This is a genomic window from Hyphomonas atlantica corrig. (assembly GCF_000682715.1).
GTDB lineage: Bacteria > Pseudomonadota > Alphaproteobacteria > Caulobacterales > Hyphomonadaceae > Hyphomonas > Hyphomonas atlantica.
On sequence record NZ_AWFH01000001.1, the window covers coordinates 104,804 to 131,206 of the forward strand.

General features: G+C 59.7%; 28 protein-coding genes. 10 read left to right on the forward strand and 18 right to left on the reverse strand.

The window, feature by feature from the left end:
- Positions 1–75: 75 nt before the first annotated feature.
- The 10 genes from fliN to HY36_RS00575 all read right to left on the reverse strand — a co-directional run bounded on the left by fliN (position 76) and on the right by HY36_RS00575 (position 6,382).
- Entirely contained in the window at positions 76–342 is a 267-nt protein-coding gene (fliN, locus tag HY36_RS00530) for a flagellar motor switch protein FliN (protein ID WP_035546843.1), read from the reverse strand.
- Complete coding sequence (locus HY36_RS00535; RefSeq protein ID WP_035546846.1) at positions 339–743, reverse strand: hypothetical protein; 405 nt, start codon at positions 741–743, stop codon at positions 339–341. Before HY36_RS00535 ends, fliN begins: the two co-directional genes overlap by 4 nt.
- Entirely contained in the window at positions 740–1,669 is a 930-nt protein-coding gene (locus tag HY36_RS00540; RefSeq protein ID WP_035546855.1) for a FliG C-terminal domain-containing protein, read from the reverse strand. Before HY36_RS00540 ends, HY36_RS00535 begins: the two co-directional genes overlap by 4 nt.
- Entirely contained in the window at positions 1,666–2,310 is a 645-nt protein-coding gene (locus tag HY36_RS00545) for a hypothetical protein (RefSeq protein WP_035546858.1), read from the reverse strand. The genes HY36_RS00540 and HY36_RS00545 overlap by 4 nt, the downstream gene beginning before the upstream one ends.
- 146 nt (positions 2,311–2,456) lie before the next feature.
- Complete coding sequence (locus HY36_RS00550) at positions 2,457–2,729, reverse strand: DUF1153 domain-containing protein (RefSeq protein WP_035548108.1); 273 nt, start codon at positions 2,727–2,729, stop codon at positions 2,457–2,459.
- A gap of 201 nt (positions 2,730–2,930) precedes the next feature.
- Positions 2,931–4,022 (reverse strand): phosphotransferase, encoded by a 1,092-nt coding sequence (locus HY36_RS00555; RefSeq protein WP_051602365.1) that lies wholly within the window; start codon positions 4,020–4,022, stop codon positions 2,931–2,933.
- Complete coding sequence (locus tag HY36_RS00560) at positions 4,023–4,661, reverse strand: hypothetical protein (protein ID WP_035546861.1); 639 nt, start codon at positions 4,659–4,661, stop codon at positions 4,023–4,025.
- Between the two features lie 15 nt (positions 4,662–4,676).
- Positions 4,677–5,486, reverse strand: coding sequence for a pyrroline-5-carboxylate reductase (gene proC / locus HY36_RS00565; protein WP_035546862.1), 810 nt, complete (start codon positions 5,484–5,486; stop codon positions 4,677–4,679).
- Positions 5,487–5,496: 10 nt separating this feature from the next.
- Positions 5,497–6,000 carry a YbjN domain-containing protein gene (locus tag HY36_RS00570; RefSeq protein ID WP_035546866.1) on the reverse strand — a complete coding sequence of 168 codons (504 nt, stop codon included), beginning with the start codon at positions 5,998–6,000 and terminating at the stop codon, positions 5,497–5,499.
- Positions 6,001–6,130: 130 nt separating this feature from the next.
- Positions 6,131–6,382, reverse strand: coding sequence for an accessory factor UbiK family protein (locus HY36_RS00575; protein WP_035546869.1), 252 nt, complete (start codon positions 6,380–6,382; stop codon positions 6,131–6,133).
- Between the two features lie 85 nt (positions 6,383–6,467).
- Here HY36_RS00575 and lgt point away from each other — a divergent pair, with 85 nt between their 5' ends.
- Together lgt and HY36_RS00585 are read left to right on the forward strand one after the other, a co-directional pair.
- On the forward strand, positions 6,468–7,424 hold the full coding sequence (gene lgt / locus HY36_RS00580) for a prolipoprotein diacylglyceryl transferase (RefSeq protein WP_241764101.1): 957 nt from the start codon (positions 6,468–6,470) through the stop codon (positions 7,422–7,424).
- Positions 7,425–7,430: 6 nt separating this feature from the next.
- The gene (locus HY36_RS00585) at positions 7,431–8,477 is read left to right on the forward strand and encodes a class I SAM-dependent methyltransferase (protein ID WP_035546871.1); all 1,047 of its coding nucleotides are present in this window, start codon (positions 7,431–7,433) and stop codon (positions 8,475–8,477) included.
- 5 nt (positions 8,478–8,482) lie between these two features.
- Here HY36_RS00585 and HY36_RS00590 read toward each other — a convergent pair whose 3' ends face one another.
- Positions 8,483–10,441 (reverse strand): alpha/beta hydrolase family protein, encoded by a 1,959-nt coding sequence (locus HY36_RS00590; protein ID WP_035546875.1) that lies wholly within the window; start codon positions 10,439–10,441, stop codon positions 8,483–8,485.
- Positions 10,442–10,603: 162 nt separating this feature from the next.
- On the opposite strand from HY36_RS00590, the gene HY36_RS00595 reads away from it, so the two are divergent.
- Positions 10,604–11,587, forward strand: a complete 984-nt coding sequence (locus HY36_RS00595) for an LLM class flavin-dependent oxidoreductase (RefSeq protein ID WP_035548115.1) — start codon at positions 10,604–10,606, stop codon at positions 11,585–11,587.
- 23 nt (positions 11,588–11,610) lie between these two features.
- Here the strand turns inward: HY36_RS00595 and panD are convergent, their stop codons facing one another.
- Positions 11,611–11,967 carry an aspartate 1-decarboxylase gene (gene panD, locus HY36_RS00600; RefSeq protein ID WP_035546879.1) on the reverse strand — a complete coding sequence of 119 codons (357 nt, stop codon included), beginning with the start codon at positions 11,965–11,967 and terminating at the stop codon, positions 11,611–11,613.
- Between the two features lie 272 nt (positions 11,968–12,239).
- Between panD and HY36_RS00605 the strand changes: the two genes are divergently transcribed.
- The 3 genes from HY36_RS00605 to HY36_RS00615 all read left to right on the forward strand — a co-directional run bounded on the left by HY36_RS00605 (position 12,240) and on the right by HY36_RS00615 (position 14,978).
- The gene (locus HY36_RS00605; RefSeq protein ID WP_035546884.1) at positions 12,240–13,577 is read left to right on the forward strand and encodes a hypothetical protein; all 1,338 of its coding nucleotides are present in this window, start codon (positions 12,240–12,242) and stop codon (positions 13,575–13,577) included.
- Between the two features lie 60 nt (positions 13,578–13,637).
- Positions 13,638–14,303, forward strand: a complete 666-nt coding sequence (locus HY36_RS00610) for an FAD-binding oxidoreductase (RefSeq protein ID WP_035546888.1) — start codon at positions 13,638–13,640, stop codon at positions 14,301–14,303.
- Between the two features lie 69 nt (positions 14,304–14,372).
- A complete protein-coding gene (locus tag HY36_RS00615) occupies positions 14,373–14,978 on the forward strand; it encodes an NAD(P)H-dependent oxidoreductase (RefSeq protein ID WP_035546891.1) in 606 nt (201 codons plus the stop codon).
- On the opposite strand, the gene HY36_RS00620 is transcribed toward HY36_RS00615, so the two are convergent.
- Positions 14,967–15,389, reverse strand: coding sequence for a secondary thiamine-phosphate synthase enzyme YjbQ (locus HY36_RS00620; protein ID WP_035546893.1), 423 nt, complete (start codon positions 15,387–15,389; stop codon positions 14,967–14,969). The genes HY36_RS00615 and HY36_RS00620 overlap by 12 nt on opposite strands.
- A 121-nt stretch (positions 15,390–15,510) precedes the next feature.
- Between HY36_RS00620 and HY36_RS00625 the strand changes: the two genes are divergently transcribed.
- Both HY36_RS00625 and HY36_RS00630 read left to right on the forward strand, forming a co-directional pair.
- A complete protein-coding gene (locus HY36_RS00625; RefSeq protein ID WP_035546896.1) occupies positions 15,511–16,347 on the forward strand; it encodes a neutral zinc metallopeptidase in 837 nt (278 codons plus the stop codon).
- A 47-nt stretch (positions 16,348–16,394) separates the two neighbouring features.
- Positions 16,395–17,678, forward strand: coding sequence for an O-acetylhomoserine aminocarboxypropyltransferase/cysteine synthase family protein (locus HY36_RS00630; RefSeq protein WP_035546898.1), 1,284 nt, complete (start codon positions 16,395–16,397; stop codon positions 17,676–17,678).
- Positions 17,679–17,747: 69 nt separating this feature from the next.
- On the opposite strand, the gene rpoD is transcribed toward HY36_RS00630, so the two are convergent.
- The 4 genes from rpoD to HY36_RS00655 all read right to left on the reverse strand — a co-directional run bounded on the left by rpoD (position 17,748) and on the right by HY36_RS00655 (position 23,539).
- Complete coding sequence (gene rpoD, locus HY36_RS00635) at positions 17,748–19,700, reverse strand: RNA polymerase sigma factor RpoD (protein ID WP_035546901.1); 1,953 nt, start codon at positions 19,698–19,700, stop codon at positions 17,748–17,750.
- A 412-nt stretch (positions 19,701–20,112) separates the two neighbouring features.
- Positions 20,113–22,020, reverse strand: a complete 1,908-nt coding sequence (dnaG, locus tag HY36_RS00645) for a DNA primase (protein WP_081805961.1) — start codon at positions 22,018–22,020, stop codon at positions 20,113–20,115.
- Positions 22,021–22,143: 123 nt separating this feature from the next.
- Positions 22,144–22,932 carry a PRC-barrel domain-containing protein gene (locus tag HY36_RS00650; RefSeq protein ID WP_035546909.1) on the reverse strand — a complete coding sequence of 263 codons (789 nt, stop codon included), beginning with the start codon at positions 22,930–22,932 and terminating at the stop codon, positions 22,144–22,146.
- 94 nt (positions 22,933–23,026) lie between these two features.
- Positions 23,027–23,539: a GatB/YqeY domain-containing protein gene (locus HY36_RS00655; protein WP_241764103.1), complete on the reverse strand. Its 513-nt coding sequence runs from the start codon at positions 23,537–23,539 to the stop codon at positions 23,027–23,029.
- A gap of 131 nt (positions 23,540–23,670) precedes the next feature.
- Between HY36_RS00655 and carA the strand changes: the two genes are divergently transcribed.
- Positions 23,671–24,852, forward strand: coding sequence for a glutamine-hydrolyzing carbamoyl-phosphate synthase small subunit (gene carA / locus HY36_RS00660; protein ID WP_035548122.1), 1,182 nt, complete (start codon positions 23,671–23,673; stop codon positions 24,850–24,852).
- Between the two features lie 34 nt (positions 24,853–24,886).
- A complete protein-coding gene (locus HY36_RS00665) occupies positions 24,887–25,549 on the forward strand; it encodes a 2OG-Fe(II) oxygenase (RefSeq protein WP_035546912.1) in 663 nt (220 codons plus the stop codon).
- Positions 25,550–25,557: 8 nt separating this feature from the next.
- Here HY36_RS00665 and HY36_RS00670 read toward each other — a convergent pair whose 3' ends face one another.
- Positions 25,558–26,145 carry a TetR/AcrR family transcriptional regulator gene (locus HY36_RS00670; RefSeq protein WP_035546915.1) on the reverse strand — a complete coding sequence of 196 codons (588 nt, stop codon included), beginning with the start codon at positions 26,143–26,145 and terminating at the stop codon, positions 25,558–25,560.
- Positions 26,146–26,403: the final 258 nt, after the last annotated feature.

The window sequence follows — 26,403 nt, forward strand, 5'->3', positions numbered from 1 at the left end:
AAAGGTTAACAACTTCCTTTCTTCCGTTAGGAATTGCGGCGTGTTGCAAGGATTTAATGATAATTTGGGCGCGGCTCAGGCCGCGGCACGCTCGTCGACAATTTCCGACAAGGTGACACCAAGCTGACCATCTGCGATGACCAGTTTGCCGCGCGCCATCAGGCGATCTGACAGATAAATGTCGATCGGTTCATTGGTATGGCGCTCAAGGGCAACGATATCGCCTTCTGCCATCGCCATCAGATCCTCAATGGGCATGCGCATTTCACCCAACACCACGTCCACACGAACGGGCACATCCATCAGGCTTTTCTTCAGCGCGGGATTTGCAGGTTGAGTCATGATGATCCTTCGGCGTTGTCGCTCTTCAGGGAAGTCCGGGCTGCAAACAAGTCACCCTGCCCGTCCAGTATTGTGCGGGCCGTCGCCCTTATTAACGCATGGGCACGCTCGCTGAAAGCCTCGTCATACGCACACGCCTCTAGATGTCCGGTCAGCGCAACCAGATTGGCCAAGGCTTCGTTGAGAGCATTCGTAACGTCTTGCAAGCGGGCTGATTCGTCCGTCTGGTGTTCGAGCCGGGCGGTTGCCGCGCCCTCTGCGCGTGCCTCGGCCAGCATGTCCAGCAATTCCGGCGTCGTCAGCTTCACCGGCGGGTCGACCTCAACCGGCTTCATCGTATCGGCAGTGAAATCGCTGCGAAACTCAAACGGTGTAACGGATTTGACGGCGCGGTGGATCATTCGACGAGTTCATCCTCGTCTTGCGGGCGTCCTGCGCGGATGTCACCGCGTTCGATCAGAGTGCGCGCCAGATCAACCAGCTCCATACGAGCGGTCTCGACTTCACTGCGGCGAACCGAGCCGAGCATGACAATCTCTTCGCGCAGCAGCTCGCCCGCGCGCTGGGTCATGTTGCGGAAGAAAGCCGCCTGCGTCTCTTCTCGCGCGCCTTTCAGCGCAAAGGTCAGCCGCGTACGGTCTGCCGCTGCCAGCAGGGTTTGCAGACCGCCGGCATCCAGAGCGGCAAGATCATCAAACGTAAACATCAGGGAACGCACACGCTCACCTGACCCTGGCTCCGCCGTTTCAAGTGCAGACAGCAAATCTGTCTCTGCGCGGCTATCCATCCGGTCGAAGATACGGGCCACGCCCTCATGACCGCCGCTGCGCGCAGATGGCGCAGCATTGTTCATCCAGCCACCGACAGCCGCTTCAAGGGCCGTGATCGCCGCGGGATGTGCAGGCCCGATATGCAGTAAGCGTTGCATGACGTCGACGGCGAGCGGTCTTTCCAGCGATTTCAGCAAACGAGCCGAGGCCGCCCCGTCCAGTTTCGACACCATGAGCGCCAGCGTTTGCGGATGCTGGCCTTCAGCAAGGTTCAGCAGATCGCGGGTCTCGAGTTCCGATGCGCTGGCCCAGACCGAGTTCTGGTTGAATATGTAAGCTTCCGGCGTCTGGTGCGCCTGTTTGTAGGTCTCCAGCGTACTGGCATCTTCGCGCTGATTGTCATCCAGCGCGTCCATTGCGGCAGACAAAGCGCGCGCTTCCTGAGCGCTCAATTCATTCCAGACAGGTGCAGCTTCCGGGCCGAGCGCGCGCATCAGGCGTGCCGACCGGGCCAATCCGGTTTCCTTGCGCGGACGGGCAATGGCGAGCGCGGTCATGCGGCGCCCCCTTCTCCGCGCATCCAGCTGCGCAGGATGGAAGCTGTCCGGGCTGGATCCTTGCGCACCAGCGCCGCCGCATCAGGATCGGCTTGGCGGACGGTGCGTGGTGCGGTCGGCGCAGGAATGATCTCGGCTGTGTCACTGCGCGCTGTCTTCGTTTCAGCGGCGGGCGTATCTTGGGAAACGCTGACAGCCTCATCGGCGGGCGCACGAAAACCGACCCAGGCCAGCAGGCTGCAAAGCAACGCATAGAGGCCGAGTTCCGTCCAACCGGCCGCATCCGGACGCCCGGCAACGCCGCGCGCGAATTCTGCTTGCTCAATGACGAGTTGGTCGCCGGCTTCCGGCGACAAAAGCAAAGCAGATGTCGCAAGGCGTTGCAGAGTCGGCGCGGTCTCGGCTGCGGTGCTTTCCAGCAGGATCAGGACAGATCGGCCAGACCCGCCATCGCCTGTAACGGACAGGCGAATGTTCCCATTTCCGGCGACTGGCTCCAGAATCCCCATGAGCGAGGCTTCAATGGTGGAGCCCGGCACCCAGGCCTCAACGGGATGGGTAAACAGGTCTGCGCCGCGCCAAGAGCTGAGCACAACTGCAATCACAAGCGCAAACAGCGCGACAGCTCGTGTGGAGAGCATCGCGCTGTTTCTAAGTCTGACAAGCCTGTTTTCCATCAGAAACTCCCCATACCGGCGTGGTTTTCCGGCATTCAGGGACCAGTGATAGGCGCTGGCTTGTAAATTTGAGTTTAACGAAAAAACTTTCCGTTAAACATGATCGCAGTCTAGCGGCGGTATTGTTGCAAGCGTGTTGTACGCAGGCCCTTGGTGCCGTGACGGGAGTAAAGCTTTTCCCACGTCTCGAATTCTTCATCGCTCAGGCTGTAGCGATCGCAGGCTGCCTTGCGGCTCAAGAGCCCCCCTGAGACTGCAGCAACGACTTCAGCTTTGCGACGGGTAACCCAGCGGGAAATATTCGGCGACGGAAGATCCGCCAGGGTCAGCATCTGGCCATCCGGGCCGGGGACGCTGAGATTGCGAGTGTTTTGCTGTTCCATGTCCACACCATTCTAGTTGTCGTGACAGGACTGCCCGGTTTCTCCGGGCGCCATGAAGCAGACCATACAGGAGCAGTTTTAAGCCGAGGCATAAGCAACCTCGTCAGTTTCACGGCACCGGTTAGAGGAATGTTTGGAAACCTGTACCGGGCCGGGACACTCGCCGGGAATCTGGCGGAAACATTACACAACTGATAAGTTTCACGCCGGGTTTGGCAGCAAATTCAACGCATCATTCTCGCGCGCCTGAGCCGCGTGACGGCGCAGCATGGTCAGGAACATCTCGTCGCCGCGCTCGGTCTGTTTCACCAGCATGGCAGCCCCGAATGCGACCGACATGCCGTAAAAGCTGAACCAGCGATAATGATCGTACAGCGCCTCGAACGGATAATCCCGGATGCCTGCCTCTTCCAATCGCGCATGATAGAAGCGCAGCAGCGCCAGTTCATGCTGTGGCCGGTCTTCCCGGGTCAGGCCCGCGCCTATGAAATACGCCACATCGCCAGCGGGCGCGCCTTTGCCGGCTGTCTGCCAATCGACAACGGCCAGCGGCTTGGGGGCCGTGTCCGCGCCGAACAGCATATTGTCGAGCCGGAAATCATTATGCGTCAGCGCATGCGGACCTTCATAACTCTCGCTCCAGGCAGGCAAGACAGCTGAATACGCATCCCCGACCAGAATATCATCCGCCTCCAGACGGTCACCATACCGCTCCTTGAAGCCATGCCACAGCCCCTGCACGGCCTCCGGTGCCAACGCAGGCGGCGGCGCCAGCTCACTCCCCTGCAACCAGGCATAAGTGTCCAGTGCAGGATCATTCCAATGGGCCGCATGCATGACCGCCGCGGCGGACAGCGCGCGTTCGGCTTCGGCCACGCTGCACCCTCGCAACTGGTCGCCCTGCTCTGATGGCGCCATATCTTCCATGATCAGGGCAAAGCGGTTCGTTTCTGCATCATAATCCGTGTAGAATGCTTTCGGCGTGATGACACCGGCCACTTTCGGGAAGGTGCGATAGAAATTCACCTCACGCTCGTAATGGCCAAGCATCTTCGCCGTCATCAGGCTTTCGGGACTGTCAGATGGAAATTTCCCGACAAGCGTTTCCGGCGCATTCGCGCCTTTGCGCGCGTAATCGAAAACGAAACGGACATTCTCGCCAATCTGGCCGGTGCCAATGGATTTTGCGGTCAGGCCTTTGACTTCGGCATCAATGCCGATCTCATCAAAAAGCGCGTTGAACCACCCCGCTTCAAGTGTCAGCGGGTTCGCGTCGAGGCCTGGTCGGCTCATTCATGTTTCCTCCGGTTTCGTTTCCTCAGTGGCAGTGTTTTCCTGCCTTTGTCTTGTCTTGCCCCAGCCGGTGAAGCGCTGCAGCCGCTCCATTCGCTCTTCAGCTTCGCGCAGCCCCTTGTCGAGCGCGGCCATCGTCCGCGCGAAATCGGCGCTGGTTTCCTTTCGCCAGGCACGTTCGGCCTTGTCGATCACGTATCCGATGGCAACAGATTTCAGCCCGGCAGGCGCGCCTGAGCGATTGTCCAGTCCGGCCGAAACCAGCGCCCAGTCAGCACTCCGCTTTCGGGCGATTGGCAATGAGAGCAAAAGAGACGGCGTACGATCCCGAAACTTCATCAGCGAAACCAGACCCGCCCGGTATTCTTCCATCGCTTCGAAGCGCAGCATGATGACATCGAACAATCGCTCGCGCGGGCTGTCATCCGCCGAAATGCCCTCCTCCGACATGGCCTTGTCGAAATAGGAGTCCGCATGCGCGGCCAGTGCGTCCTTGTCAGCAACGCCATGAAAGTCCGAGAGCTTTAGGTCAGCCGCCTCTGCAATCTCTGAAAGGGTGAGGTCTGCCCATTGCGTATCGGCGGCCAGTTCCAGTGCGGCGAGCAGGCCTTTTTCCAATATGCCTGCCTGATCCGTCATCCGGTTTCGCGTCCTCTAGTCGGGTTCCCTCGAAAGCTCCCGATCACGCGTAACCGCCGCGCGCAGGGCCTTTCTCAACAAGATAGGCATCCCACCGTCATCCATGAGGATGTCAAGGGCTGCCTGGGTGATGCCGCCGGGTGAAGTCACCATTTTCCTGAGCTCGTTCGGCGTCTGCCCGGACTCTTCCATCAGGGCCGCCGCGCCGATGATCGTCTCGACAGCCAGCCGCGCCGCCATCTCCTTCGGCACGCCCTCCGCCTCACCAGCTTCGGCCATCACTTCCGCCAGAAGGAAGACATAGGCTGGCCCGCAGCCGGAAATACCCGTTGCAGCGACCATGGTCTTTTCGTCCATCGGCCCTTCGACCAGTCCCAGCGGCGTCAGCAATTTGCGGGCGGCCTCGATATCGTCCTGCCCCAGCGAGGAAGCTGCGGCCAGCAAGGTGACACCCTTGCCGACACTTCCCGGTGTATTGGGCATGGCGCGAATGACGTGAGATGTCCCGAGGCCGTCCTCAAGCTGGCCCAGCTTGATCCCGCCCATGACCGAAACAACCAGCGTTTTTTCGCCGATGAAGGGCTTCATGCCCTCCGCCGCACGCGCAAATTGCTGTGGCTTCACACCAAGAACGACAATATCCGCTGGTGCAGGTTCAGGATTGAGAAAGACCAGCCCCTCCTCCGCCCAGGCCTGAACCTGTGGCGTGGGTCTCGGCGCAATGATGGCAAGGTTTGGCTTTGACCGTCCAGCCAGCCATCCGGCCGCCAAAGCGCCGCCCATGCGCCCGGCCCCGATCAGGACAATCGATTTTCCCCGTGCCATAGGGCCCTGCTCAGGCTTCGCCCTGGGTTTCGAACATGACCGCGTCGATGGCCTCGCGCGGGGTCTTTCCGGCCCAGATCAGGAAGTTGAATGCCGGCACGAACCGGTCGACCGCGCTAACGGCTGCCGCGATCGTCGAACGGATTTCGCCCAGCGAGGCTTCATCCCGATCCATCATGGAGAAGGTGTAGCGAAAGATCACCACGCCCTCATCGGCCCAATAGTCGAAGTGACCAAGCCAGAGGCGCTCATTCGCCATGATGATGAGTTCAGACAGCTGGCTGCGCTTGGCGGCAACCGGCTTCACGTCCAGAGTTACAGAAAAATGGATTGCAGCCGGCTCAGGACGGAACGCGAACAGCGCGCCCATATCGCCCCAACGGGTCTCGGCGACCGCCTGAATGGTTCCTTCTTCATCGCGTTCGTGTTGCCACCCTGCGATTTCGAGGGCCTCTTCAACACGGTCGAGCGGATCCACTCCGGCAAATTCTTCGCGCGAAAGATCAAGGCTCATGAAAGTCTCCCCTGCTCTCTGGAGTCATGGACACAGGATTCGTGTCCAATGGCCATCCCTGTTGAAACGCGGCAGCGAACCCGCGTCCACCCCTGGTCAACAGGCAGGCAGTGATTGGTTGTGGGTTGGGCTATTCGGATTTGGCCGCCGATTCGAGCTCAGCCACCCGCGCCTCAAGGGCTTCCACCCGCTCCAGCGCGGTTGCCGCGAGGGTTTTGAGGGCCTCGACTTCGTCCCGCCCCGCAAGGTCCATATCCGCAATCAGGCCCTTCACACGCGCCTGCGCGGCTGTTTTCGCCTCCTCGCTGGCGGCCCGTGCAGCGCCCATCGCGCCCGTCATCAGGCCAGCAATGTCATCTAGCAGTGGATTTGTTGTGGCCATGCGGCTACTCCTTCGCGGCATCGGGCGGACAAGGTTTGGTTCCCCTATCAGATAGGTCCTCATCCATACAGGGAAAAGACGCTGCATGCTGGATATGATGAGCTTCGCTGCCACCCTCCTGCCCGCCGCGGCGCTGACCTTTCCGGATGTCAGCCCGGCCCTGGTCTCTCTGGACCTTGGCTTTCTCGGCCTCGGCACGTTCCATCTGCGTTGGTACGCCCTCGGCTACATGGCCGGTATCGGCCTCGCCTGGTGGTATTGCGCGGCCATGATCCGCCGACCGCACCTGTTCGGTGGCACCAGTCCGCTGACCAAGGACCAGCTCGATGACATCATGTTCTGGATCATCCTGGGCATCATTCTGGGCGGGCGCTTTGGCTATGTCCTGTTCTATATGGTGCCGTACCAGTTTGACGTGATCGCGCAGAACCCGCTGACCATCTTCAAGATCTGGGATGGCGGCATGGCGTTTCATGGCGGTATTCTGGGCGTAACCATTGCGCTGGTCCTGTTTGCAAAACGCCGGAAAGTATCCCTCCTCTCCATCGGGGACATGGCGGGCGTCGTGGCGCCCATTGGCATTGCGCTTGTCCGTCTTGCCAATTTCGTCAACGCAGAACTCTATGGCCGCCACACCGACGCGCCCATCGGCATGGTGTTTCCGGAAGGCTATGTTCCGGGCTCAACCCCGCCCTCCTATAATTGGGAGACAGGCGACTGGGTCTATAATGGCAGCGAAATGGCGCGACATCCGAGCCAGCTTTACGAAAGCGTCCTCGAAGGCTGGCTGCCCCTGATCCTGTTGTCGGTGCTGATCTGGCGGTTCGGCGCACTGAAACGCCCCGGCCTCGTCGCCGGCCTGTTCCTGCTCATCTACGCGACGGGACGCACAATCGTGGAGAATTTCCGCATGCCCGACAGTTTCGTCGACGGCCTGCCGCAATGGATCACGATGGGCCAGCTGCTTTCCATCCCGATGTGGATCGGTGGCGCATGGCTCGTCTGGAACGCGCTCAAGAAAAAGCCCTCTGCCCAGAACTGACCTGCCATGACCCTGAAAGACCGCATCATCCGCCTGATCGAGACCGGCGGCCCCATTCCGGTTTCAACGTTCATGCAGCTGGCCCTGCACGATCCGCAGGAAGGCTATTACGCCACGCGGCCCGGTCTCGGCACGGATTTCATCACCGCACCGGACGTCAGCCAGGTGTTTGGTGAGCTGATTGGCCTCTGGGTCGTGCATGAATGGCGCGCCATGGGCACGCCGAACCCATTCCATCTGGTCGAGATCGGCCCCGGTCGCGGCACGCTGATGGCAGATGCGCTGCGCCTTGCTTACGTCGCCGGCGGTCGCGAATTCGCTGATGCCGCCCAGCTGACCCTGGCGGAGCCGAGCCCTGAGCTGCGCAGCCAGCAGGGCGAAAAACTGAAGGATTACGACCCGGTCTTCGTCGACACGCTGGCCAAGGTGTCTGCCGGACCAATGATACTCGTCGCGAACGAGTATCTGGACTGCCTGCCCGTCCGCCAGTTCCGCAAGGCGGATGGCCAGTGGCGCGAATGCGTGGTCGGGCTGGATGATCAGGGCGAGCTGACATTCGGCCTGGCGGCAGACGAACAACGTGCACCCGAAGGGGCGGCCGAAACCTCAGAGGCGGTCGAGGTCCAGATCGGGTTTGATTTGCTGGTGGCTGATCTCGTTTCGCGCGCTGGGCCGATGCGCGCCCTTTTTGTCGACTATGGGCCCGCCGACGCGACACCTGGCGACAGCCTGCGTGCCTTCAGCAATGGCGAACAGGTCTCCCCCCTCGCCCGTCCCGGCGAGACAGACCTGACCGTCGATGTCGATTTCGGTCGCCTGAAACGTCTGGCCACAAAGATCGGCCTCGACGTGGCAGGCCCAACCCCGCAAGGCATGTTTCTCATGGGGCTCGGCGCACAAGCGCGCCTGAACCAACTGGTCGAGGCCAATCCGGACCATGCCGAGGCTATCTTCAACAACGCGCAGCGCCTGATCGATCCAAAGGATATGGGCAGCCGCTTCAAGGCAATCTGCCTCTCCACCACGGGCCTGCCCAAGCCTGTCGGGTTTTAAGGCGCCTAGTTGGCAATTGCCCCAATGTGCTGATCGACAAACCCGGCCATCGCACGCAGCGTTTCGATCCGTGTATCGCCATCAGAGAGCCAGTGATCCTCACCTTTCAACTCGACGAGAGTCACATCCTTGCCAGCTTTCTCGAGCGCTCGCTTCATGATCTCGCTCTGCTTAATTGGCACAACTGTATCATCCTTGCCGTGGATCATCAGAACTGGCGCCTGAAAGCGATCTGCAGACCGCGCAGGAGAAATTGAGTTCAACTTCTCGCGCTCGTCATCCAGATGGCCGACATTTTCCTGCCAGTAATCGATCACCCAATGGTCGCGCCCATAGTCCCATTTCACATTCCTCAGGAAAGGGCGCAGATCGGTCACTGGCGCAATCGCCACGACGCAGCTGTACAGTTCCGGCGTGAATGCCCCGCCTGCCAGCGCCGCATATCCTCCATAACTGGCTCCCACGATGCAGACACGGTCCGGATCAGCCAATCCCTGCTCTACCAGCGCATTCAGGCCATCGGTTATATCATCCTGCATCTTGCCGCCCCATTCGCCTTTTCCAAGGTCTTCATGCTCCGAAGAATACCCGGTCGATCCACGGAAATTAGGTTGCAGGACGAGATAGCCGCGATTGGCAAAATACTGCGCCATCCAGTCAAACGTCACCCGGTCATGGGATGCCGGACCGCCATGCGGCATGACAATAAGCGGTAGCGTATTGGCAGTGTGGAGGTCGGCGCCGGCGGGCCAGGTCAGGATAGCTGGAATGTTCAGTCCATCACGGGCGGTGTAGTTGACGGCCACCATCTGACTGATCGCCTCGGGAGGAATGTCGGCGCGCTCATCGGCAATCAGCGTCATCTGACCGGTCTCCAGATCCTGCAGGACATAACTACCCGGCGTATCGCTTCCATAAATCAGATACAGCAATTTCGACCAATCATCTGTCCACGAAACAAGATGTACTGCAGCCGTTGAGAACTGGTTCACCAGTCCCGAAACGGCTGCATCCACATCTGGATCAAAAAACGTGTAGGATGGAACCGCTCCGGAATATTTGACACCCACAACGAACCTGTTCCCATCACGGATGACCCGCTCGATCATACCGCCTCTTCCGCCGAGAGTAATCGGCGTCTTGTTGCCGTCGAAATCCAGTTCGTAGACGTTTCCGGATTCCTCGTGTGTTTCGCCGTCGGAAAAGATCAGTGCAGACTTGTCGGACTTGATGCCGGTTACACCCGGCGGCGGCTGCGACGTTTCAAGCTCATAGATCAGCTCCCGGTTTCCGTTCAGGTACGTATAGACCCTGTAAGTGTCGGAACCGTTGTCGTAATCCTCCCGCGCGAGCACGGTGCCGTCCGTATCCACAAACCAGTCGACTGTATCTCCCGTCCCGCTTTTGAAGAGGCGACCTTTGCCCGTCTTCATGTTGACGCGCACGAGGCTGTAGTTCGGGTCAGAGTAGCGGTCTCCCATCCACGCCGGCATGAAGATGTAGCCGGGGTCTGCGTCGTCGCCGACAATCTTTCCAAGCCCACCCTGCGCTGGATAGATATTGTCCGTACCCCGCAACAGAAACTTCAGTTTCTTGGTTTTGAGGTTGTATGAGAAGGCACCGGAATAGTCGAACTCCCCGCGGAATCCGATCACGAATTTCGTTTCGGATGCCCGAATGATGATATTGTCTTCGTCCGCAAACCAAATGCCACGCGTGGCCACATCATCAATCTTGACGTGATACGATTTCTTACGCGTATGAAAATCAAAGGTCACCAGATAATCTGACCCATCACGTCGTTCGGCATAGGCGACACGGTCTCCGCTCGGCGACAAATCCATATAGCGGACAGATGGCAACTCACCATAAGATTCAAGCGGCGGGTGGCTCACATCAGCACTGGCAAAAATCTGTCCAAAACCCAGCCAAGCCGACAGAACGGCCAGAATCAAAACCCGCATATAAAACCCCTCTAAGTGACACATCGCACTATTTATGATGGAGCCGAATGGCAACGCTGGACGCGCCTTTCCCTGAACACACCCCCTTCCGCTGCGCGAGGCGGGCTTGGCATCGGGCGTGCGGCCCCCATGTCTTGGCTGAGCAAGACAAAGGGCCTTGATGTGGCTGAACTCTCCATTCTCGAACTTGGTCGTGTGCGCCAGGGCTTTACCCGCGCGGACGCCCTGAATGATGCCAGACGCGTCGCCCAGCATGCGGAGCAATATGGCTACAAGCGTTTCTGGGTGGCCGAGCACCACAACATGGCGGCGGTCACCACGGCGGCGACCTCCCTCGTCGTGTCGCATATCGCGGCGGGCACGAAAACGATCCGCGTCGGCGCGGGCGGCATCATGCTGCCCAACCATGCGCCCTACATCATCGCCGAACAGTTCGGCACGCTGGAGGCGCTGTATCCGGGTCGGATCGATCTCGGCCTTGGCCGCGCGCCCGGCACGGACCAGATGACGCTGCGCGCCTTGCGGCGGGACGTGAACAGCGCCGACCGCTTCCCGCAGGACGTGCTGGAATTGCAAGCCTGGCTCGGCCCGGTCGAAGACGGCCAGAAGATCGAAGCCGTGCCGGGCTCGAACTCCAATGTGCCACTCTGGATTCTGGGCTCCAGCCTGTTCGGGGCCCAGGTTGCAGCCGCCTATGGCATGCCTTACGGGTTTGCATCGCATTTTGCACCGCAGGCATTGGATGACGCGCTCGCCACATATCGCGCCAATTTCCAGCCCTCAACTCAGCTTGAAAAGCCTTATGCGCTGATCGGCGTGAACATCATCGCCGCGGAAACGACTGAAGAAGCGAAATATCTCGCTACATCTCAGCAAATGTCATTTGCCAATCTGGTGCGCGGCGAGCGGAAGCTTACCCAGCCACCGATTGACGACATCGACACCTATTGGACACCGGAAGAGAAACTCCGCGCCCAGCATATGCTGAATTTCAGCATCATAGGGGACCGTGACGAGATTAAACGCGGTGTCGACGCGCTGCTCGAACGCACGAATGCCGACGAGTTGATGATCGTCTCGGACATGTATGATGTCGACAAGCGCCTGCGCTCATTCGAGATTATCGCGGATGTCGTTAAAAATTGATCCGTCAGCCTGTCCGGCCTGAATCAGGACGGGCGCTTGATCACATTGTCATCGTCCAGCAGCACGACATTCGGCGCATGCTGGCGAGCCTTGTCAGCGTCTACGCCCGCAAAGGCCGCGATGATGACTTTATCGCCGACGGCGAAATGACGGGCTGCGGCGCCGTTGACACCAATCGTCTTGGAGCCGCGCGGCGCTTCGAGTGCGTAGGTCTGAATGCGGGCGCCATTGGTCACGTTCCAGATATCCACACGCTCATTCGGCAGAATGCCGGATGCGTCCAGCAGATCCTGGTCGATCGAGACCGAACCTTCATAGTGAAGGTCACACTGCGTAACGGTTGCAGAATGAAGCTTGGCTTTCAGCATATTGAGCAGCAAGGACGTACCCTCCGGAATTATGATGAGCGCTGTTTTTGCTCATATTGAGCATATAGGTGGGCCTGCCCCCTCGCGCAAGGGCGCTTATTGCATTGCAGCAAATATGAGTAAAGACGGATTGGCCGCTACAGGCTTCACCTTTGCGCGAGGTCAATCATGTGCCCGCTCACATTCCCCTATCGCTGGATTTTACCTGTAAACCGCTCGCCTTCCACGAAACCCTCTGTTAACTATCGGTAAGGCCGGGGAGAGCTTCTAAGGGGACCAACACCATGAAACAGACGTCAGCAGCAGTCCTGGCCGCATCGCTCATCGTGGCCGGGTGCGCCTCCAGTCCGACGTCCGGCTCCTCTTCGCCGCCATCCACCTCGCCCACCAGCCCTTCGGGACCCGTTCGCGGAATCCCGAACCCGAATGACAATGATTTCCTTGGCGACCCTACCCCGACCGTTAATCGGCATACCGGTCGCGCGAGCAGCGGCGCTGTACCGGCCAAGGACTACCTGCCCTATATCGACGTCGCGATTGATGAGGCGGCCGTCTATTCCGAGTTCGGGGACATGCTGCAGGACAGGTACACTCGAATACAGATCGTGACGCTGAAACCGGACGCCTACGACATGGATGGTGTGACATCCGGCGTGCGCAGCCAGGAAACCGAAAGCCGCAATTACGACAAGGAAAGCCGCAACTGGATTTCCCGCATGATGTCCTCGCGGAGCATCACCCGCACACTGATCGCTGAGTTTGACGTGGCGAAGCCGGATATCACCGCAACCAATGCGCTCTTCTCGTCCACATTTTCTTCCAACAATCGCGAGGGGGAAAGCTGGACGACGAATGAAAGCCTCTCGGTCTATGCAACCCCCTATTTCAAGGTTGGTCCGAACACGACGATTGAAGCCCGCTTTCGTCTTCAACTGTCGGACGAGAAGGAATCGTCCGCCAGTGCCAATGTCATGGGCGCATTGACGACGGCCGCGAACCTGATCGCACCGACATCCACGCTGGTGACCTATTTCAACGCGCCACTGATGCAGGAGGCCTCGACCTTCCTGAACACCTCCACCAGCACATTGTTCGGCCAATCCATTACCGAGCAATCCGTCAGCGCCTTCTCCGTAAAGTCGTGGACGGACAAACCCATCCTTGTCGTGTCCGCCCAGATGCCAGATGCGAACGATATCAAGGATACACGCAAGAAGGGCGCGATCGGCCAATGGGCCGTCTATCTCGACCAGCCCATCCCGTCGATCTTTACAGCTGGCGTGTCCGATGCCGGGTATCCGGATTATACTGGCGTGACGTCAGGCGACATTCTCGCCTTTGATGTGGGAGAGGATCTGACGGTGTATGATTACATCTTCTCCCGGCTCGATCTCGCTGACCGCATCTCCTATCTGAATGACACGGCAGACCCGGATGTTGCCGGATTGATCTGCAACCGGATCGAGCGCGGCCTGTCCGAAATCGGTTTCACGTCCTACGACGCGGCCGCTGCTGTGTGGGCCGCATCCGTCTCAGACCAATTCAATGGCAGCGCAAAGGCAGCCTTCCAGGGCGAAAACACCTGCGAAGCGATGATCCGCTGGCACGCGCTCGGCGGCTGAACCGGAACAAATCGGCCCGGGCCACGTCAATAGAGGCGAATATCCCTTCAGGAGCGCCTCATGCCAACATCCGTCAAAATTCTGCACACCGAACCCGTCACGCACGATGTGCGTCGCTACCGTGTTGAGAAACCCGACGGATTCCAGTTCGAGCCCGGTCAGGCAACCGAAATTGCGTTGGACAAGGATGGCTGGCGGGACGAAACGCGCCCCTTCACATTCACCGCCCTGCCCGATGCGGACACGCTCGAATTCACCATCAAATCCTACCACGATCATGACGGTGTCACGCACGAGCTATGGTCGATGCAAGCAGGAGACGCCCTCCTGCTGGACGAAGCGTGGGGTACGATCACTTACAAGGGCCCCGGCGTCTTCATTGCAGGCGGCGCGGGCGTCACACCCTTCATCGCCATCTTGCGAAAGCTCGCCGCCGACGGAAAGCTGAACGGGCACACCCTGATCGCCTCTCACAAGGCCGAGAAGGATATTATCCTGCGTGAAGAATTCGAGGCGATGGACGGGCTCGACTGCATCTGGACAGTCACGGGCCAGGACGGCTCGCCGCTTGATCGCGGGAAGATCGACAAGGGTTTCCTCCAACACCATGTCCGAGACTTTGACCAGCAATTCTATGTCTGCGGCCCCGACAAAATGATCGACGACATCAAGAGCACGCTGAAAGACCTGGGCGCGGACGCAGACGGCATTACATTCGAGGAATAGGACCTCGCTTAGCGATACTGACAAGGCCGTGAAGTTGAGACCCGTCTTCCGGAATGCCAGAACCTCTTCATGCACCACGTCCTGATCATCAATGGGCACCAGCCCTTTCCAACGTCTTCCGGATCACTCAACGCGGCATTTGTCGAGCGCGCGAAAAGGCTGTTCGAAGACTCAGGCTGGATTGTTCGGTCCAGGCGTGTTGCCGATGGATGGGACACGGAAGAAGAAGTCCGAAACCAGCTTTGGGCCGATGCCATCCTGTTCCAGTTTCCTTTGAATTCCATGGGCCTTCCCTGGCCGCTGAAGCGCTATCTCGATGAAGTGTACACGGCCGGCATGGACGGACGCCTGTCGAAGGGCGACGGACGAAGCCGAAAAGACCCCTCCCGTCAGTATGGCAGTGGCGGTCGGATGACCGAGACACGCTACATGCTGTCACTGACCCTGAATGCGCCCGGGTCCGCCTTCAATAATCCTGAACAGGTCTTCTTCGAAGGTCGGTCAGTCGAAGAGCTGCTCTGGCCAATCCATTTGAATTTCCGCTTTTTCGGGATGCAAGCCCGCCCCAGCTTTGCTGCGCACGACGTGTCAAAGGCACCCAACATCGAAGCCGATTTCGAACGGTTCGATGATCATTTGAAACAAGCGTTTTCGCCGGGCGGATCAGCCGCCTGAGGACAGGAAGTGCGCCACCACACGCCGTTTATGCGGCGCGTCCCTGTGTTCGAACAGGTAAATACCCTGCCAGGTGCCAAGGGCCATGCGTCCGCCCGTCACCGGAATCGAGAGCGACGTTTGTGTCAGGGCTGCCTTGATATGGGCGGGCATGTCGTCCGGTCCCTCGGTGCGGTGCACAAGGTAACTCATCGACGGGTCATTCGCATGCGGCACGAGCCGCCGGAAGAATGCCTGTAAATCACGCTGCACATCGGGATCTGCGTTTTCCTGAATGACGAGCGAGCAGGATGTGTGCTGGCAGAACAGGGTCAGCAAGCCGTCGCCTGCCCCTGCCACAAACTCCGCGGCATCGCGTGTAAATTCGTAAAGGCCGGAACCCCGGCTCTGAATGGTGAGTTGTGTCTGCATGCCTTCCGGATATCGCGCCCGACCCGGAGGATCAATCGCGACGTGAATTTGCAGGATGACGGGGTTTGGCGCAGCCTGTATCCAGATAGTAACGATAGTTGGATCAGCTCGGAGGTGGGACATGCGCTGGAAAGATGGACGTCGCGGCGGGAACGTTGAAGACAGGCGCGGCATGAGCGGCGGCAAGCTGGCCGGTGGCGGCATCGGTTTCGTGCTCATCGCCCTGGTTGTCTCCTATTTTCTCGGAATTGACCCACAGCCGCTCCTCGAAGCCGGAAGCGGCATGTCCAGCCAGCAGCAAACCGGCGATGTCGGCACACCGGAAGATGAGGCCGGCCAGTTCGTGGATGTTGTCGGCACCAATGTGAACGATGTCTGGGCGAACCTCTATGATGGCTACAAGAAGCCAAATGTCGTGATCTATTCCCAGGGCACGGGCACGGGCTGCGGCTATGGTCAGGCCGCGATGGGCCCCTTCTACTGCCCCGCTGACCAGACCATCTATCTGGACCTGTCTTTCTGGCAGCAGATGGAGACCCAGCTTGGCGCATCCGGCGCAGACTTCGCCCGCGCCTATGTCATCGCGCATGAGTTTGGTCATCACGTTCAGACCCTTACGGGTACGTCCCAGCAAGTGCGCCAGGCGCAACAGCGCGCCGGCAGCCAGGCAGAAGCGAACAAGTATTCTGTCGCACTGGAACTGCAGGCAGACTGCTATGCAGGCGTGTGGGCCGCCCATGCCGCCACGGCATCAAATGGAAGGGTTGCGCTGGAGCGCGGCGACATGGAAGAAGGACTGAAAACAGCCAATGCCATTGGCGACGACATGCTGCAGAAGCGTTCTCAGGGTCGCGTCACCCCAGAAGCGTTCACGCACGGCTCTGCCGAACAGCGCATGGAGTGGCTGAGCCGAGGCTATCAGACCGGCGATCCACGCCAGTGTGACACATTCAACTGAGCCCACCCGTTTCGGCGGAGGGCCGAGACAGGAAGGGAGACGCCGCGATGACCGACGGCAAGCCATTGGGATTTGACACCCAGCAAATTCACGCCGGAGCAAACCCGGATCCGGCCACCGGCGCCCGCCAGGTGCCGATCTACCAGACGACCGCCTATGTGTTCCGCGACGCGGACCATGCCGCCGCGCTCTTCGGCCTTCAGGAAGTTGGCTACATCTATTCCCGTCTTACCAACCCGACGGTTGGCGCGCTTGGCGACCGGATCGCCGCGCTCGAAGGCGGCGCTGGCGCAGTCTGCTGCTCCTCTGGGCACGCGGCCCAGATCATGGCGCTGTTCCCACTGATGGCGCCGGGCCGCAACATCGTCGCCTCCACCCGCCTCTATGGCGGAACGATCACCCAGTTCAGCCAGACCTTCAAACGCTTCGGCTGGTCCGCCACCTTTGTGGACTTTGACGATCTCGACGCCGTGAAGGCTGCGATCAATGACGACACGCGGGCCATCTTCTGTGAGACCATCGCCAATCCCGGCGGCTACATCACTGATCTGGACGCAATTGCCGAAATCGCCGACGGCGCAGGCATCCCGCTGATCGTCGACAATACGACAGCCACGCCTTATCTCTGCCGCCCGATCGAACATGGCGCGACGCTTGTTGTTCACTCTCTGACGAAATACATGACCGGCAATGGCACGGTGACCGGCGGGGCGATTGTCGATTCCGGAAAATTCGACTGGTCCGCCTCTGACAAGTTCCCGTCTCTGTCGCAACCGGAACCGGCCTATCACGGCCTGAATTTCCACGAGACGTTCGGCCCGGCGGCCTTCACCTTCCACGGCATCGCCATCGGCCTGCGCGACCTTGGCATGACGCTGAACCCGCAAGCTGCGCACTATACGTTGATGGGCATCGAAACGCTCTCCATGCGGATGGAAAAGCATGTCGCAAATGCGAAGAAGATTGCCGCCTGGCTGGAAGGCCATGACGCTGTGGCAGGCGTCACCTATGCCGGGCTGGCCTCCTCACCCTACAAAGATCGCGTGCCGAAGATCTGCCCGAAAGGCGCAGGGGCTCTGTTCACCGTCCAGCTGAAGGACGGTTATGAGGGCTGCACGAAATTTGTCGGCAATCTTCAGTTGTTCAGCCACGTGGCGAACCTTGGCGACGCGCGCAGCCTGGTCATCCACCCAGCCTCGACCACGCACCGCCAGCTGACACAGGCCCAGCAGATCGCCGCGGGCGCCGCCCCTGACACGGTCCGCCTCTCCATCGGCATCGAAGACGCCGACGATTTGATCGCAGATCTGGATCAGGCGCTGAAGGCTTAGACGCCTCACAAAACACAAAAAAGGCGGCCTCGACGGGCCGCCTTTTTCATGTTCGGCACACTTCTGCTCTTAAGTATCCAGGAAGCTCCGCAGTTTGCGGCTGCGGCTCGGATGCTTCAGCTTGCGGAGCGCTTTGGCTTCGATCTGACGGATACGCTCGCGGGTCACGCTGAACTGCTGGCCGACTTCTTCCAGCGTGTGGTCGGTATTCATACCAATACCGAACCGCATGCGCAGCACACGTTCTTCACGCGGGGTGAGCGAGGCGAGCACGCGCGTCGTTGTTTCGCGCAGGTTTGACTGGATCGCGGCGTCGACGGGCAGAAGCGCCATCTTATCCTCAATGAAGTCGCCAAGGTTTGAATCCTCGTCGTCGCCAATTGGCGTCTCCAGGGAGATCGGCTCTTTCGCGATCTTCAGAACCTTGCGGATCTTCTCCAGCGGCAGGCCCAGCTTCTCGGCGAGCTCCTCCGGGGTCGGCTCGCGGCCAATCTCGTGCAGCATCTGGCGCTGGGTACGGATGATCTTGTTGATCGTCTCTATCATGTGCACCGGGATACGGATCGTGCGCGCCTGGTCCGCAATGGACCGGGTGATCGCCTGACGGATCCACCAGGTCGCATAGGTCGAGAATTTGTAACCGCGGCGATATTCGAACTTATCCACCGCCTTCATCAGGCCGATATTGCCTTCCTGAATCAGGTCGAGGAATTGCAGGCCGCGATTGGTGTACTTCTTCGCGATGGAAATCACGAGGCGGAGGTTCGCCTCAACCATTTCCTTCTTCGCGATACGGGCCTCACGCTCGCCCTTCTGCACCGTCTGGACGATGCGGCGGAAATCATCAATCGGAATACCGATTTCCTGGGCAATCTCGGAGATATTGTCCCGGCTCTCGGTGATCTCGGCTTCCTTGCCCTCGGCAAAGCGTTTCCACTTGGCAGACAGGCCTTTGACCTGGTCCAGCCAGTCGGGCTCCAGCTCGCGGCCGAAATAGTTTTCGAGGAATTCCTTGCGCGGCACGCCATAGGCATCGCCCATGCGCATCAGCTTGCCTTCCATGCCCATCAGCTTCTTGTTGATGGCATAGAGCTGTTCGACCAACGCTTCGATCCGGGCATTGTTGATGTGGATCGTTTTCAGGTTTTCGACGATGGAATTGGAAAGCTCGTCATACTCTTCCTGCGCCTTCGGCGTCAGGTCCTTGCCTTCCAGCCGGCGGGTAACGAGCTTGTCCTGCAGCTTGCGATACTTCGCAAAGTCGTCAGCAATCTCGTCCAGCTTGGCCAGAACGCCATCGCGCAGCTCGGCCTCCATGGCGGACATGGACATTGCCGCAGCATCATCCTCATCCTCGTCATCATCGTCTGAGGAGTCTTCGCCTTCGGCTTTCGCTTCGTCGGCTTCGTCTTCCTCTTCCTTGGGCTTGGGCTCAGGCGGCGGGTTTTCCGCGCCATAGGTCGCCTCAAGATCGATCAGGTCACGCAGCAGGATCCGCTCATTCACGAGCTCGTCGCGCCACACCATCATGGCTTCGAAGGTCAGCGGGCTTTCGCACAGGCCGCGGATCATCGCGTCGCGGCCAGCCTCGATGCGCTTGGCAATGGCGATCTCGCCTTCGCGGGACAGCAATTCCACCGCGCCCATCTCGCGCAGGTACATGCGCACCGGGTCATCGGTCCGGTCAGAACCGCGGGCGTTGCCTTTCTTGGCCACGACCTTCTTGTCTTCGATCTTGGTGAGCGCCTTGCCCTCGGCTTCGGCCTCTTCCTCGTTCTCGACCACGGCGATGCCCATTTCGGAAATCTGGGACATCACGTCCTCGATCTGGTCCGAGGTCATCTCGTCATTGGGGAGAAGGGCATTGATTTCATCATGCGTGATGAAGCCGCGCTTCTGAGCGCGTTTCAGGACCTTCTTGACGTCTGTCGCACTGAAGTCGACCAGGCCGTTTTCATTGTCCTTGTCGTCTTCACGGTCGCCGTCACCTGAGACGTTCTTTTTCTTGGTGGCTGTTGCCATTCAATTCTCTCCTGTGAGGAACCGGCTGCGCCTGCCGGAACCCTCCCGAAATATTGCCTGCCCTGTTAGCTTTCGCTGACTGATCCTGCTGCCTTGTTCATGCGGCCCCGTGGGGCCGTTCGGTTCTCAACGGGCCTGAGACGCCTGTGCCATACCGGTGACAACAGGGTCGATCCATCGCACGCAGCATCTTTCATGCCACGGTCAGAACCAGCCGCGTGTGAACGTCCGTCTACCATGTGGTGCTCGGTGGCCTTGGGCCAGTCCTTTGCCTCGGGTTCTTTGACCGCGTTCAGAGGCGTCTTTGGATCGTCGTTGAGCAATTTGGCAGCGCGCATGTTCCCAGGTTACGATAAATGGGCACGGAATGCGTTGCGGTCAATAGGTTTTCCTGCGTTTCGGTCCGGATTGCCTACTCGTTGGACCCATCCTGCTTGAACCAGGGGTTTTTCTCTTCGAACTGTTTCCAGAAATCGCCGATATTGGCCTTGCCCATCGCCTTTTCCTGCTGGTCGACCAGCACCCGCTCCTCATGCGCCTTGCGCCGCTCTGCCACCAGTCGCCGCTTCAGTTTCAGGCGGCGCACCTCGTCGTCCGCAGATGGGGCCGTGTCGACGGGAATGAAGACCTCGATGGCAGCCTTCCAGGACTTGTAGGCTGGCTCGTCTGTGCGAATACGAGAAATGCGGGTCATGTCGATCTGCGACAGCTCATGCTCATGCCCCTCGCGCACCAGCAGGTCACACACGGCCTGCAGGCTGAGCTCCTCATCCTCGATCAGGAAGTCGACAATCACGTCGCGCAGCCGGTTCGACATCGGATTGCGGAAATCGGCTGCAATCAGGATCTCCTCCATGCCGGACAGGATGGCAGGGCTCATCACCGCCTGCATCAGCAGAAGCACGCCGGGGTTTTGGCGGCCGCCCTTATTTGCCTGAATGCCAGGCTGCGATCCAAAGGCCGGCGCGCCGCCCTGCCCCCGGCCACCGGGCTTGCCCTTGGTAAATCCATTCTGCCGCTTGGCTTGGCGCAGCTGCCAGAAATGGTCTCGCATCCGCGATTTCAGATCGCGCTCATAGGCCGCCTTCACGCCAGGATGCTTGATCTGTGCCGCTGCCTGCATCAGGCGCGCCTCCAGTCCCGCCTGACGCTCCGGCGTGTCCAGCGGCTCCGCATCGCGCTCGCGCAGCCAGAGCAGTTCTGACAATGGAATGCGCGCCTCCAGCGCTTCGCCCATCGCCACGGGCCCGCGTTCACGGATCAGGTCGTCCGGATCCATGCCATCCGGCAGCAGCACGAAAAACAATGACCGCCCCGGCTCGACATGCGGCAGCGCCCGATCCACCGCGCGATAGGCTGCGCCAAGCCCCGCCCGGTCGCCATCAAAACACAGGACGGGCTCCGGACCGGCGCGCCAGAGCAGGCTGATCTGCTCCTCGGTCAGCGCCGTGCCGAGCGGGGCAACCGCCTGTCCGAAACCGGCTTCGGTCAATGCGATGGCGTCCATATAACCTTCGCAGACAATCAGGCCGCCGCCCTCGCCATGCCCCAGAGCTTCACGGGCAGCCTTGTAGCGGTAGAGCACGCGGGATTTGTGGAATAGCGGCGTATCGCCAGAATTCAGGTATTTCGGCTTCGCATCCGGCGTCAGCGCACGGCCACCAAAGGCGATGATCCCGCCCCGGCTATCCGGAATGGGGAACATCAGGCGCCCCCGGAATGCGTCATAGGGCTCACCGCCGCGATCACTTTCCTTGGTCAGGCCCGCTTCAAGAATCTCGGCCTGTGTGAAGCCTTCGGCCTTCAAGTGTGCGCTTGTCTTGCGCCAATCATCCGGCGCATAGCCCAGCCGGTGACGCTTCCAGGCGGCAGGCTTCAACCCGCGCCCTTCAAGATATTCCCGCGCGCCGGCACCTTCAGAGGATTGCAGCCTCTCTTCGAAATAGGCCGCCGCCGCCTCGCAGACCTCCTGCAGGCGCTTGCGATGATCATAGGCTTCGGCAGCGCGCGGATCTGCCCTGGGCAGTTCCATGCCGGCTTCCTCGGCCAGCTTCTCGACCGCCTCCATGAAGGACAGGCGCTCAGTTTCCATCACGAAGCTGATAACGTCGCCGCCCATGCCGGACGAGAAGCATTTGAAGATGCGCTTCTGGTCGTTGACGTAAAAGCTTGGCGTCTTCTCTGCGGTGAATGGCGACAGGCCGACCCATTCCTTGCCCTTTTTTGTCAGCTTCACCTTGCGGCCGATCACGTCCGAAGGCCGGATACGGGCCTTCAGCTCATCAACAAAACCATCAGGGATGCGGACAGTCGAACTCATGGTTTGGCAGTTTACCTTCATTGGCGCGGCGGGGAAACGCTCTCGCCCAGATGTGTCGGTGGAAAAACAGAAAAAGGGCCCCGCGCCAGCAGGGCCCTCTTCTTTGATCAAATGTCAGATCAATTAGTCGATGTCAGCGGTAAAGCTCATCGCGTTGGTAAATTCTTCCTCAGACAGGTCGATCATCATTTCACCATCGCTGTCGCCTTGCGACACGACGATCTTCGCCGGGTTGATCAGGAAGCGCTCATCCGTGACAGCATCGACGATGCCGTTCGAAACCACGGCGTACTTGGCCGTACCATCCGTCTTCATGATCATGTCCGTCACGCGAACATCCTTGTCATTGAAGCCGAGGCGGACATTCGTACCGGTCAGCTCGGACGCGAGACGATAATCGTTCAGACCTTCCTGTTCGAACTCCTGCAGATCGTCCAGCATGTCCTCTGTCAGGTCCATGCGGGCTTCAGGCTCGCCTTCCTCGTCAAACCAGATCTCGGCCTGATCAAAAGAAACCGTGTGGAGATCGCCGGCAAATCCATCGCGGATGACCAGCATTGGCTGCATGTTGCCTGACGCCAGAAGCACGTCTTCAACTTCGCCAACTTCCTCGCCATTGGCATCAGTGACGTCTTCACCGATCAGCTCAGATGTCAGGAATTCGTCGGAGGCGAGCACGTAATCGTCACGCTCGATCTCAGCCTGGTCTGCATCGCCCATAGCGACCCGCGTATCGACATCGAAATCGTCCTCGGTTGCGTCGCCGCTCGCATATTCAGCGTCATAAGCCGCTGTTTCGGTCATCACAGCCGAGTCATTGTCAGCGGTTTTCGTGTGGGTTTCAGCACCGGAACACGCTGCAGCACCCAGCATCAGGGCAGCAGCACTCGTAGTCGGAAAAAGCCGTTTCATTTCAAAGTCCTTTCGTTGTCTATCAACACACAACAAACGGACCGCTCCCGGCCTTAGTTCCAACCTTTCGCAGAATTAACCAGCTCTGTACGGCTTATTTCGCCGCTTCCTTGTTTGCCGTGAGCGCCTTGCGCATCACCTTTCCGGCGGGGCCGGATTCGATCTTGCCGGGATAACGCTCTTTCAGCGCAGACATGCAGCGGCCAATGTCCTTCAGCTTGGTCGCGCCAAGATCCTCGACCACTTCTTCCACGGCGGCTTCCAGCGCCTTGGTGCACAATGGCTCCGGCAGGAATTTCCGGATGATCTCGATTTCTTCGCGCTCGCGCATCGCATCTTCAATGCGGCAGGCTTCATCATGCTCGCGCGCGGCTGTTTCACGCTGGGCAATCATGGTTTCCAGCACGTTGCGCACATCGGCGTCCGGGCAACCCTCGGTGTCGCCGCGCCCACGCGCGCAGACATCCCTGTCCCGAATGGCAGCGTCGATGAGACGAAGCGTGGACAAACGGGTCGTGCACCCTTCGTCCTTCTCACGTTCCGCATTCAGCGCCTGCGCAACACGAGCCTTCAAGGTCATCATGTCAGATTTGTCTTCGTGGCCCATTCAAAATACGCCTTTCACACCAACAACGTCTTACTATGCTTGACGTTGCGGGGACTCAGTCCCATTACCCGGAAAATATGTCGTCAGAAGGTATTAACCGTCTGACAATGATCCCGGAAGGCAAGCCAAATATGTCCGAACAGAGCAAAAAGCAAGCCAGCACAACCGCCACGGGAGCCATCGCCTTGTCTGATGGCACTATTTTCCTGGGGACAGGCGCAGGCGCCGAAGGTGTTCATGTGGGTGAACTCTGCTTCAACACCGCGATCACAGGTTATCAGGAGATCCTGACAGACCCCTCCTACTCCTCCCAAATCGTGCTGTTCACCTTCCCGCACATCGGCAATGTGGGCTCAAACCCTGACGATCATGAGGAATCCTCGGCGCCGGGCGCAAATGGCGCTTGCGGCACGATCTTCCGCGAACCCATCACACCGGCTTCCAATTGGCGTTCCGGCGAGGAATTCGGCGACTGGCTGGCCCGCCGCAACATCGTGGCCCTGTCCGGCGTCGACACGCGCGCCATCACTCGCCTCGTACGCGAGCAAGGCATGCAGAAGGCAGCGATCTGCAACAAGCCAGACGGCAATATCGATCTTGATGCTCTGGTTGAAGCCGCTCGCGGCTGGCAAGGGCTGGAGACAGCCGATCTGGCGGCCGATGTCGACACCGACACACCTTTTGAAAACGCTCAGCGCCTCTGGCAAGTAGCCGGCGGTTTCAGCGACATGGAAAACGCCGACCATCACGTCGTGGTCGTGGATTTCGGCGTGAAGAAGAACATCCTGCGCAACCTCGCCCAGGTCGGCATCCGCACCAGCGTCGTGAATGGCGATGCCACCGCCGAAGAGATCTTCGCCCTGAACCCTGATGGCGTGGTCTTCTCGAACGGCCCCGGCGATCCGGCGGCCACCATCGCGCGTTCCGGCGACATGATCCGCGCCGTCATCGACAAGGGCCTGCCGATCCTCGGCATCTGTCTTGGCCACCAATTGCTGGCCCTGTCGCTGGGCGCGAAGACCATGAAAATGGCGCAAGGCCATCATGGCGCGAACCACCCGGTAAAAGACCTGGCGACCGGCAAGGTCGAGATCGTGTCCATGAATCACGGCTTTACAGTTGATCCGTCGACGCTTCCGGCAGGCGTGGAAGAAAGCCATCGCTCGCTGTTCGACGGCACGAATTCCGGCCTCGCCGTGAAAGACCGCCCGATCATCTCCGTGCAGCATCACCCGGAGGCGAGCCCCGGCCCGCAGGACAGCTTCTACCTGTTCCAGCGCTTTGCGGACCTGATGGCGGCGCACAAGGCCTGATCCGGCCAACGCGCTCCCGACAATTGACCCACCGATGATCGCCCCTCCTCCCCTCCCGGGTGACAACCGTATCGGCTGCGTGGTGGATGACCTCGCCGACAAAGGCTGGTCATGGCAGCCCGGCCTGCTGCCGGACACCTTGTTGCGGGCCCTGCGCGAAGAGATCGAGACGCTGGATGCGGAGGCCGCGCTGGCGCCTGCCGGTATTGGCCGCGACGATGCCTTTCAGGTCGACCGCTCCATTCGCAAGACCCGCATTACCTGGCTGGACGATTCAAGCGATGCGCAGCGCGCCTTCTCGGCCTGGGCCGAAACCTGGCGACAGGCGCTCAATCGCCATCTGATGCTGGGCCTGTTCGAATTCGAAGCCTGTTTCGCCGTCTATCCGGAAGGCGGCTTCTATGATCGCCATCTCGACAGTTTTGAAGGCGCGCGAAACCGTATCGTGTCGCTGGTTGTCTATCTCAATGACACATGGGACGCAGCCGATGGCGGCGCCCTGCTCGTCTGGCCGGAAGGGGCAAGCGAAGACGCGCCGCATGTCGCCACGCTCGTGCCGGAAGGCGGCGGGGTCGTGATGATGCTATCAGAGACAATCCCTCACGCCGTGCAGCGCACCGAGCGCCTGCGCTACGCGATTGCGGGCTGGTGGCGCGTCAATCCCGCGACCGATGGCATACCGATCCCGATATCGTAAGCGACAGACTATTTCATCTGGCGCAGCATGCTATCCAGCGCGCAGCAAATCGAATCCACGGTAACGCCGTCTATGTTGCGGGCAAGCGCCAGGCCTGCCCCGTGCAACGCCCCCTGCACAATAACGGAAAGCGTTGAAGCGCGGTCGTCGGCGATCAACCCGCGCTGAACGAGATACCCGATCGCCGAGCGCACGACTTCTCGTCCGACATCTCTCTCATTCGACATCCATTCCGTCATGCCGAGCACACCCCGCCCTTCAATCAGGACAATGCGCTGGAAATCCGGCCGCGTGGTCCATTCCAGATAGCGACGGCACCCTGCCAGGATCGCCTGGTAGGGATCGTCCGGAGACCGGTTGGCAAGCGCAGCTTTCTGCGTATCCCTCGCCATGTCGGTCTGCAGATTGGTCCAGACTTCAAGATACAGGGCCTGCTTGTTCTCGAAATAGTGGAACAGCGCCCCTTTCGTAATTCCGGCATCAGCGACGATGCTGGACAGGCTCGCGTCGAATCCCTCCGAGGCAAAGCGCTGCCGGGCCGCTTCCAGGATGGCGGCGCGCGTTTCGGGAGCATTTCTCGTTCTTGATCTGGGCATATTAGCTTTGCGGTTGTCGAGCTAACATACCAGTGGTATGTAAAAACACCAATGTGGAGGTTCAGAAGCACTGAGTTTCTGGATCGGTACCACCATCAAGACACCAGGCTGGGTGGCATACCGATACTGCATTGCCAAAGTGGGACGCGGGACGATTGTGGAGACAGACACCCTGTCTGGCTCCATGATCGTCTTTTCCATTTCAGGCTTTCTTGCACACAAACATGGCCATTTGGACAAAAGGGCCCACCGTGATGG

Excerpts from the sequence above, each read along its gene's own strand:
- fliN (WP_035546843.1), bottom strand. The coding sequence starts at position 342 with ATGACTCAACCTGCAAATCCCGCGCTGAAGAAAAGCCTGATGGATGTG.
- HY36_RS00535 (WP_035546846.1), bottom strand. The coding sequence starts at position 743 with ATGATCCACCGCGCCGTCAAATCCGTTACACCGTTTGAGTTTCGCAGC.
- HY36_RS00540 (WP_035546855.1), bottom strand. The coding sequence starts at position 1,669 with ATGACCGCGCTCGCCATTGCCCGTCCGCGCAAGGAAACCGGATTGGCC.
- HY36_RS00545 (WP_035546858.1), bottom strand. The coding sequence starts at position 2,310 with ATGCTCTCCACACGAGCTGTCGCGCTGTTTGCGCTTGTGATTGCAGTT.
- HY36_RS00550 (WP_035548108.1), bottom strand. The coding sequence starts at position 2,729 with ATGGAACAGCAAAACACTCGCAATCTCAGCGTCCCCGGCCCGGATGGC.
- HY36_RS00555 (WP_051602365.1), bottom strand. The coding sequence starts at position 4,022 with ATGAGCCGACCAGGCCTCGACGCGAACCCGCTGACACTTGAAGCGGGG.
- HY36_RS00560 (WP_035546861.1), bottom strand. The coding sequence starts at position 4,661 with ATGACGGATCAGGCAGGCATATTGGAAAAAGGCCTGCTCGCCGCACTG.
- proC (WP_035546862.1), bottom strand. The coding sequence starts at position 5,486 with ATGGCACGGGGAAAATCGATTGTCCTGATCGGGGCCGGGCGCATGGGC.
- HY36_RS00570 (WP_035546866.1), bottom strand. The coding sequence starts at position 6,000 with ATGAGCCTTGATCTTTCGCGCGAAGAATTTGCCGGAGTGGATCCGCTC.
- HY36_RS00575 (WP_035546869.1), bottom strand. The coding sequence starts at position 6,382 with ATGGCCACAACAAATCCACTGCTAGATGACATTGCTGGCCTGATGACG.
- lgt (WP_241764101.1), top strand. The coding sequence starts at position 6,468 with ATGCTGGATATGATGAGCTTCGCTGCCACCCTCCTGCCCGCCGCGGCG.
- HY36_RS00585 (WP_035546871.1), top strand. The coding sequence starts at position 7,431 with ATGACCCTGAAAGACCGCATCATCCGCCTGATCGAGACCGGCGGCCCC.
- HY36_RS00590 (WP_035546875.1), bottom strand. The coding sequence starts at position 10,441 with ATGCGGGTTTTGATTCTGGCCGTTCTGTCGGCTTGGCTGGGTTTTGGA.
- HY36_RS00605 (WP_035546884.1), top strand. The coding sequence starts at position 12,240 with ATGAAACAGACGTCAGCAGCAGTCCTGGCCGCATCGCTCATCGTGGCC.
- HY36_RS00610 (WP_035546888.1), top strand. The coding sequence starts at position 13,638 with ATGCCAACATCCGTCAAAATTCTGCACACCGAACCCGTCACGCACGAT.
- HY36_RS00615 (WP_035546891.1), top strand. The coding sequence starts at position 14,373 with ATGCACCACGTCCTGATCATCAATGGGCACCAGCCCTTTCCAACGTCT.
- HY36_RS00620 (WP_035546893.1), bottom strand. The coding sequence starts at position 15,389 with ATGCAGACACAACTCACCATTCAGAGCCGGGGTTCCGGCCTTTACGAA.
- HY36_RS00625 (WP_035546896.1), top strand. The coding sequence starts at position 15,511 with ATGCGCTGGAAAGATGGACGTCGCGGCGGGAACGTTGAAGACAGGCGC.
- HY36_RS00630 (WP_035546898.1), top strand. The coding sequence starts at position 16,395 with ATGACCGACGGCAAGCCATTGGGATTTGACACCCAGCAAATTCACGCC.
- rpoD (WP_035546901.1), bottom strand. The coding sequence starts at position 19,700 with ATGGCAACAGCCACCAAGAAAAAGAACGTCTCAGGTGACGGCGACCGT.
- dnaG (WP_081805961.1), bottom strand. The coding sequence starts at position 22,020 with ATGAGTTCGACTGTCCGCATCCCTGATGGTTTTGTTGATGAGCTGAAG.
- HY36_RS00650 (WP_035546909.1), bottom strand. The coding sequence starts at position 22,932 with ATGAAACGGCTTTTTCCGACTACGAGTGCTGCTGCCCTGATGCTGGGT.
- HY36_RS00655 (WP_241764103.1), bottom strand. The coding sequence starts at position 23,539 with ATGGGCCACGAAGACAAATCTGACATGATGACCTTGAAGGCTCGTGTT.
- carA (WP_035548122.1), top strand. The coding sequence starts at position 23,671 with ATGTCCGAACAGAGCAAAAAGCAAGCCAGCACAACCGCCACGGGAGCC.
- HY36_RS00665 (WP_035546912.1), top strand. The coding sequence starts at position 24,887 with ATGATCGCCCCTCCTCCCCTCCCGGGTGACAACCGTATCGGCTGCGTG.
- HY36_RS00670 (WP_035546915.1), bottom strand. The coding sequence starts at position 26,145 with ATGCCCAGATCAAGAACGAGAAATGCTCCCGAAACGCGCGCCGCCATC.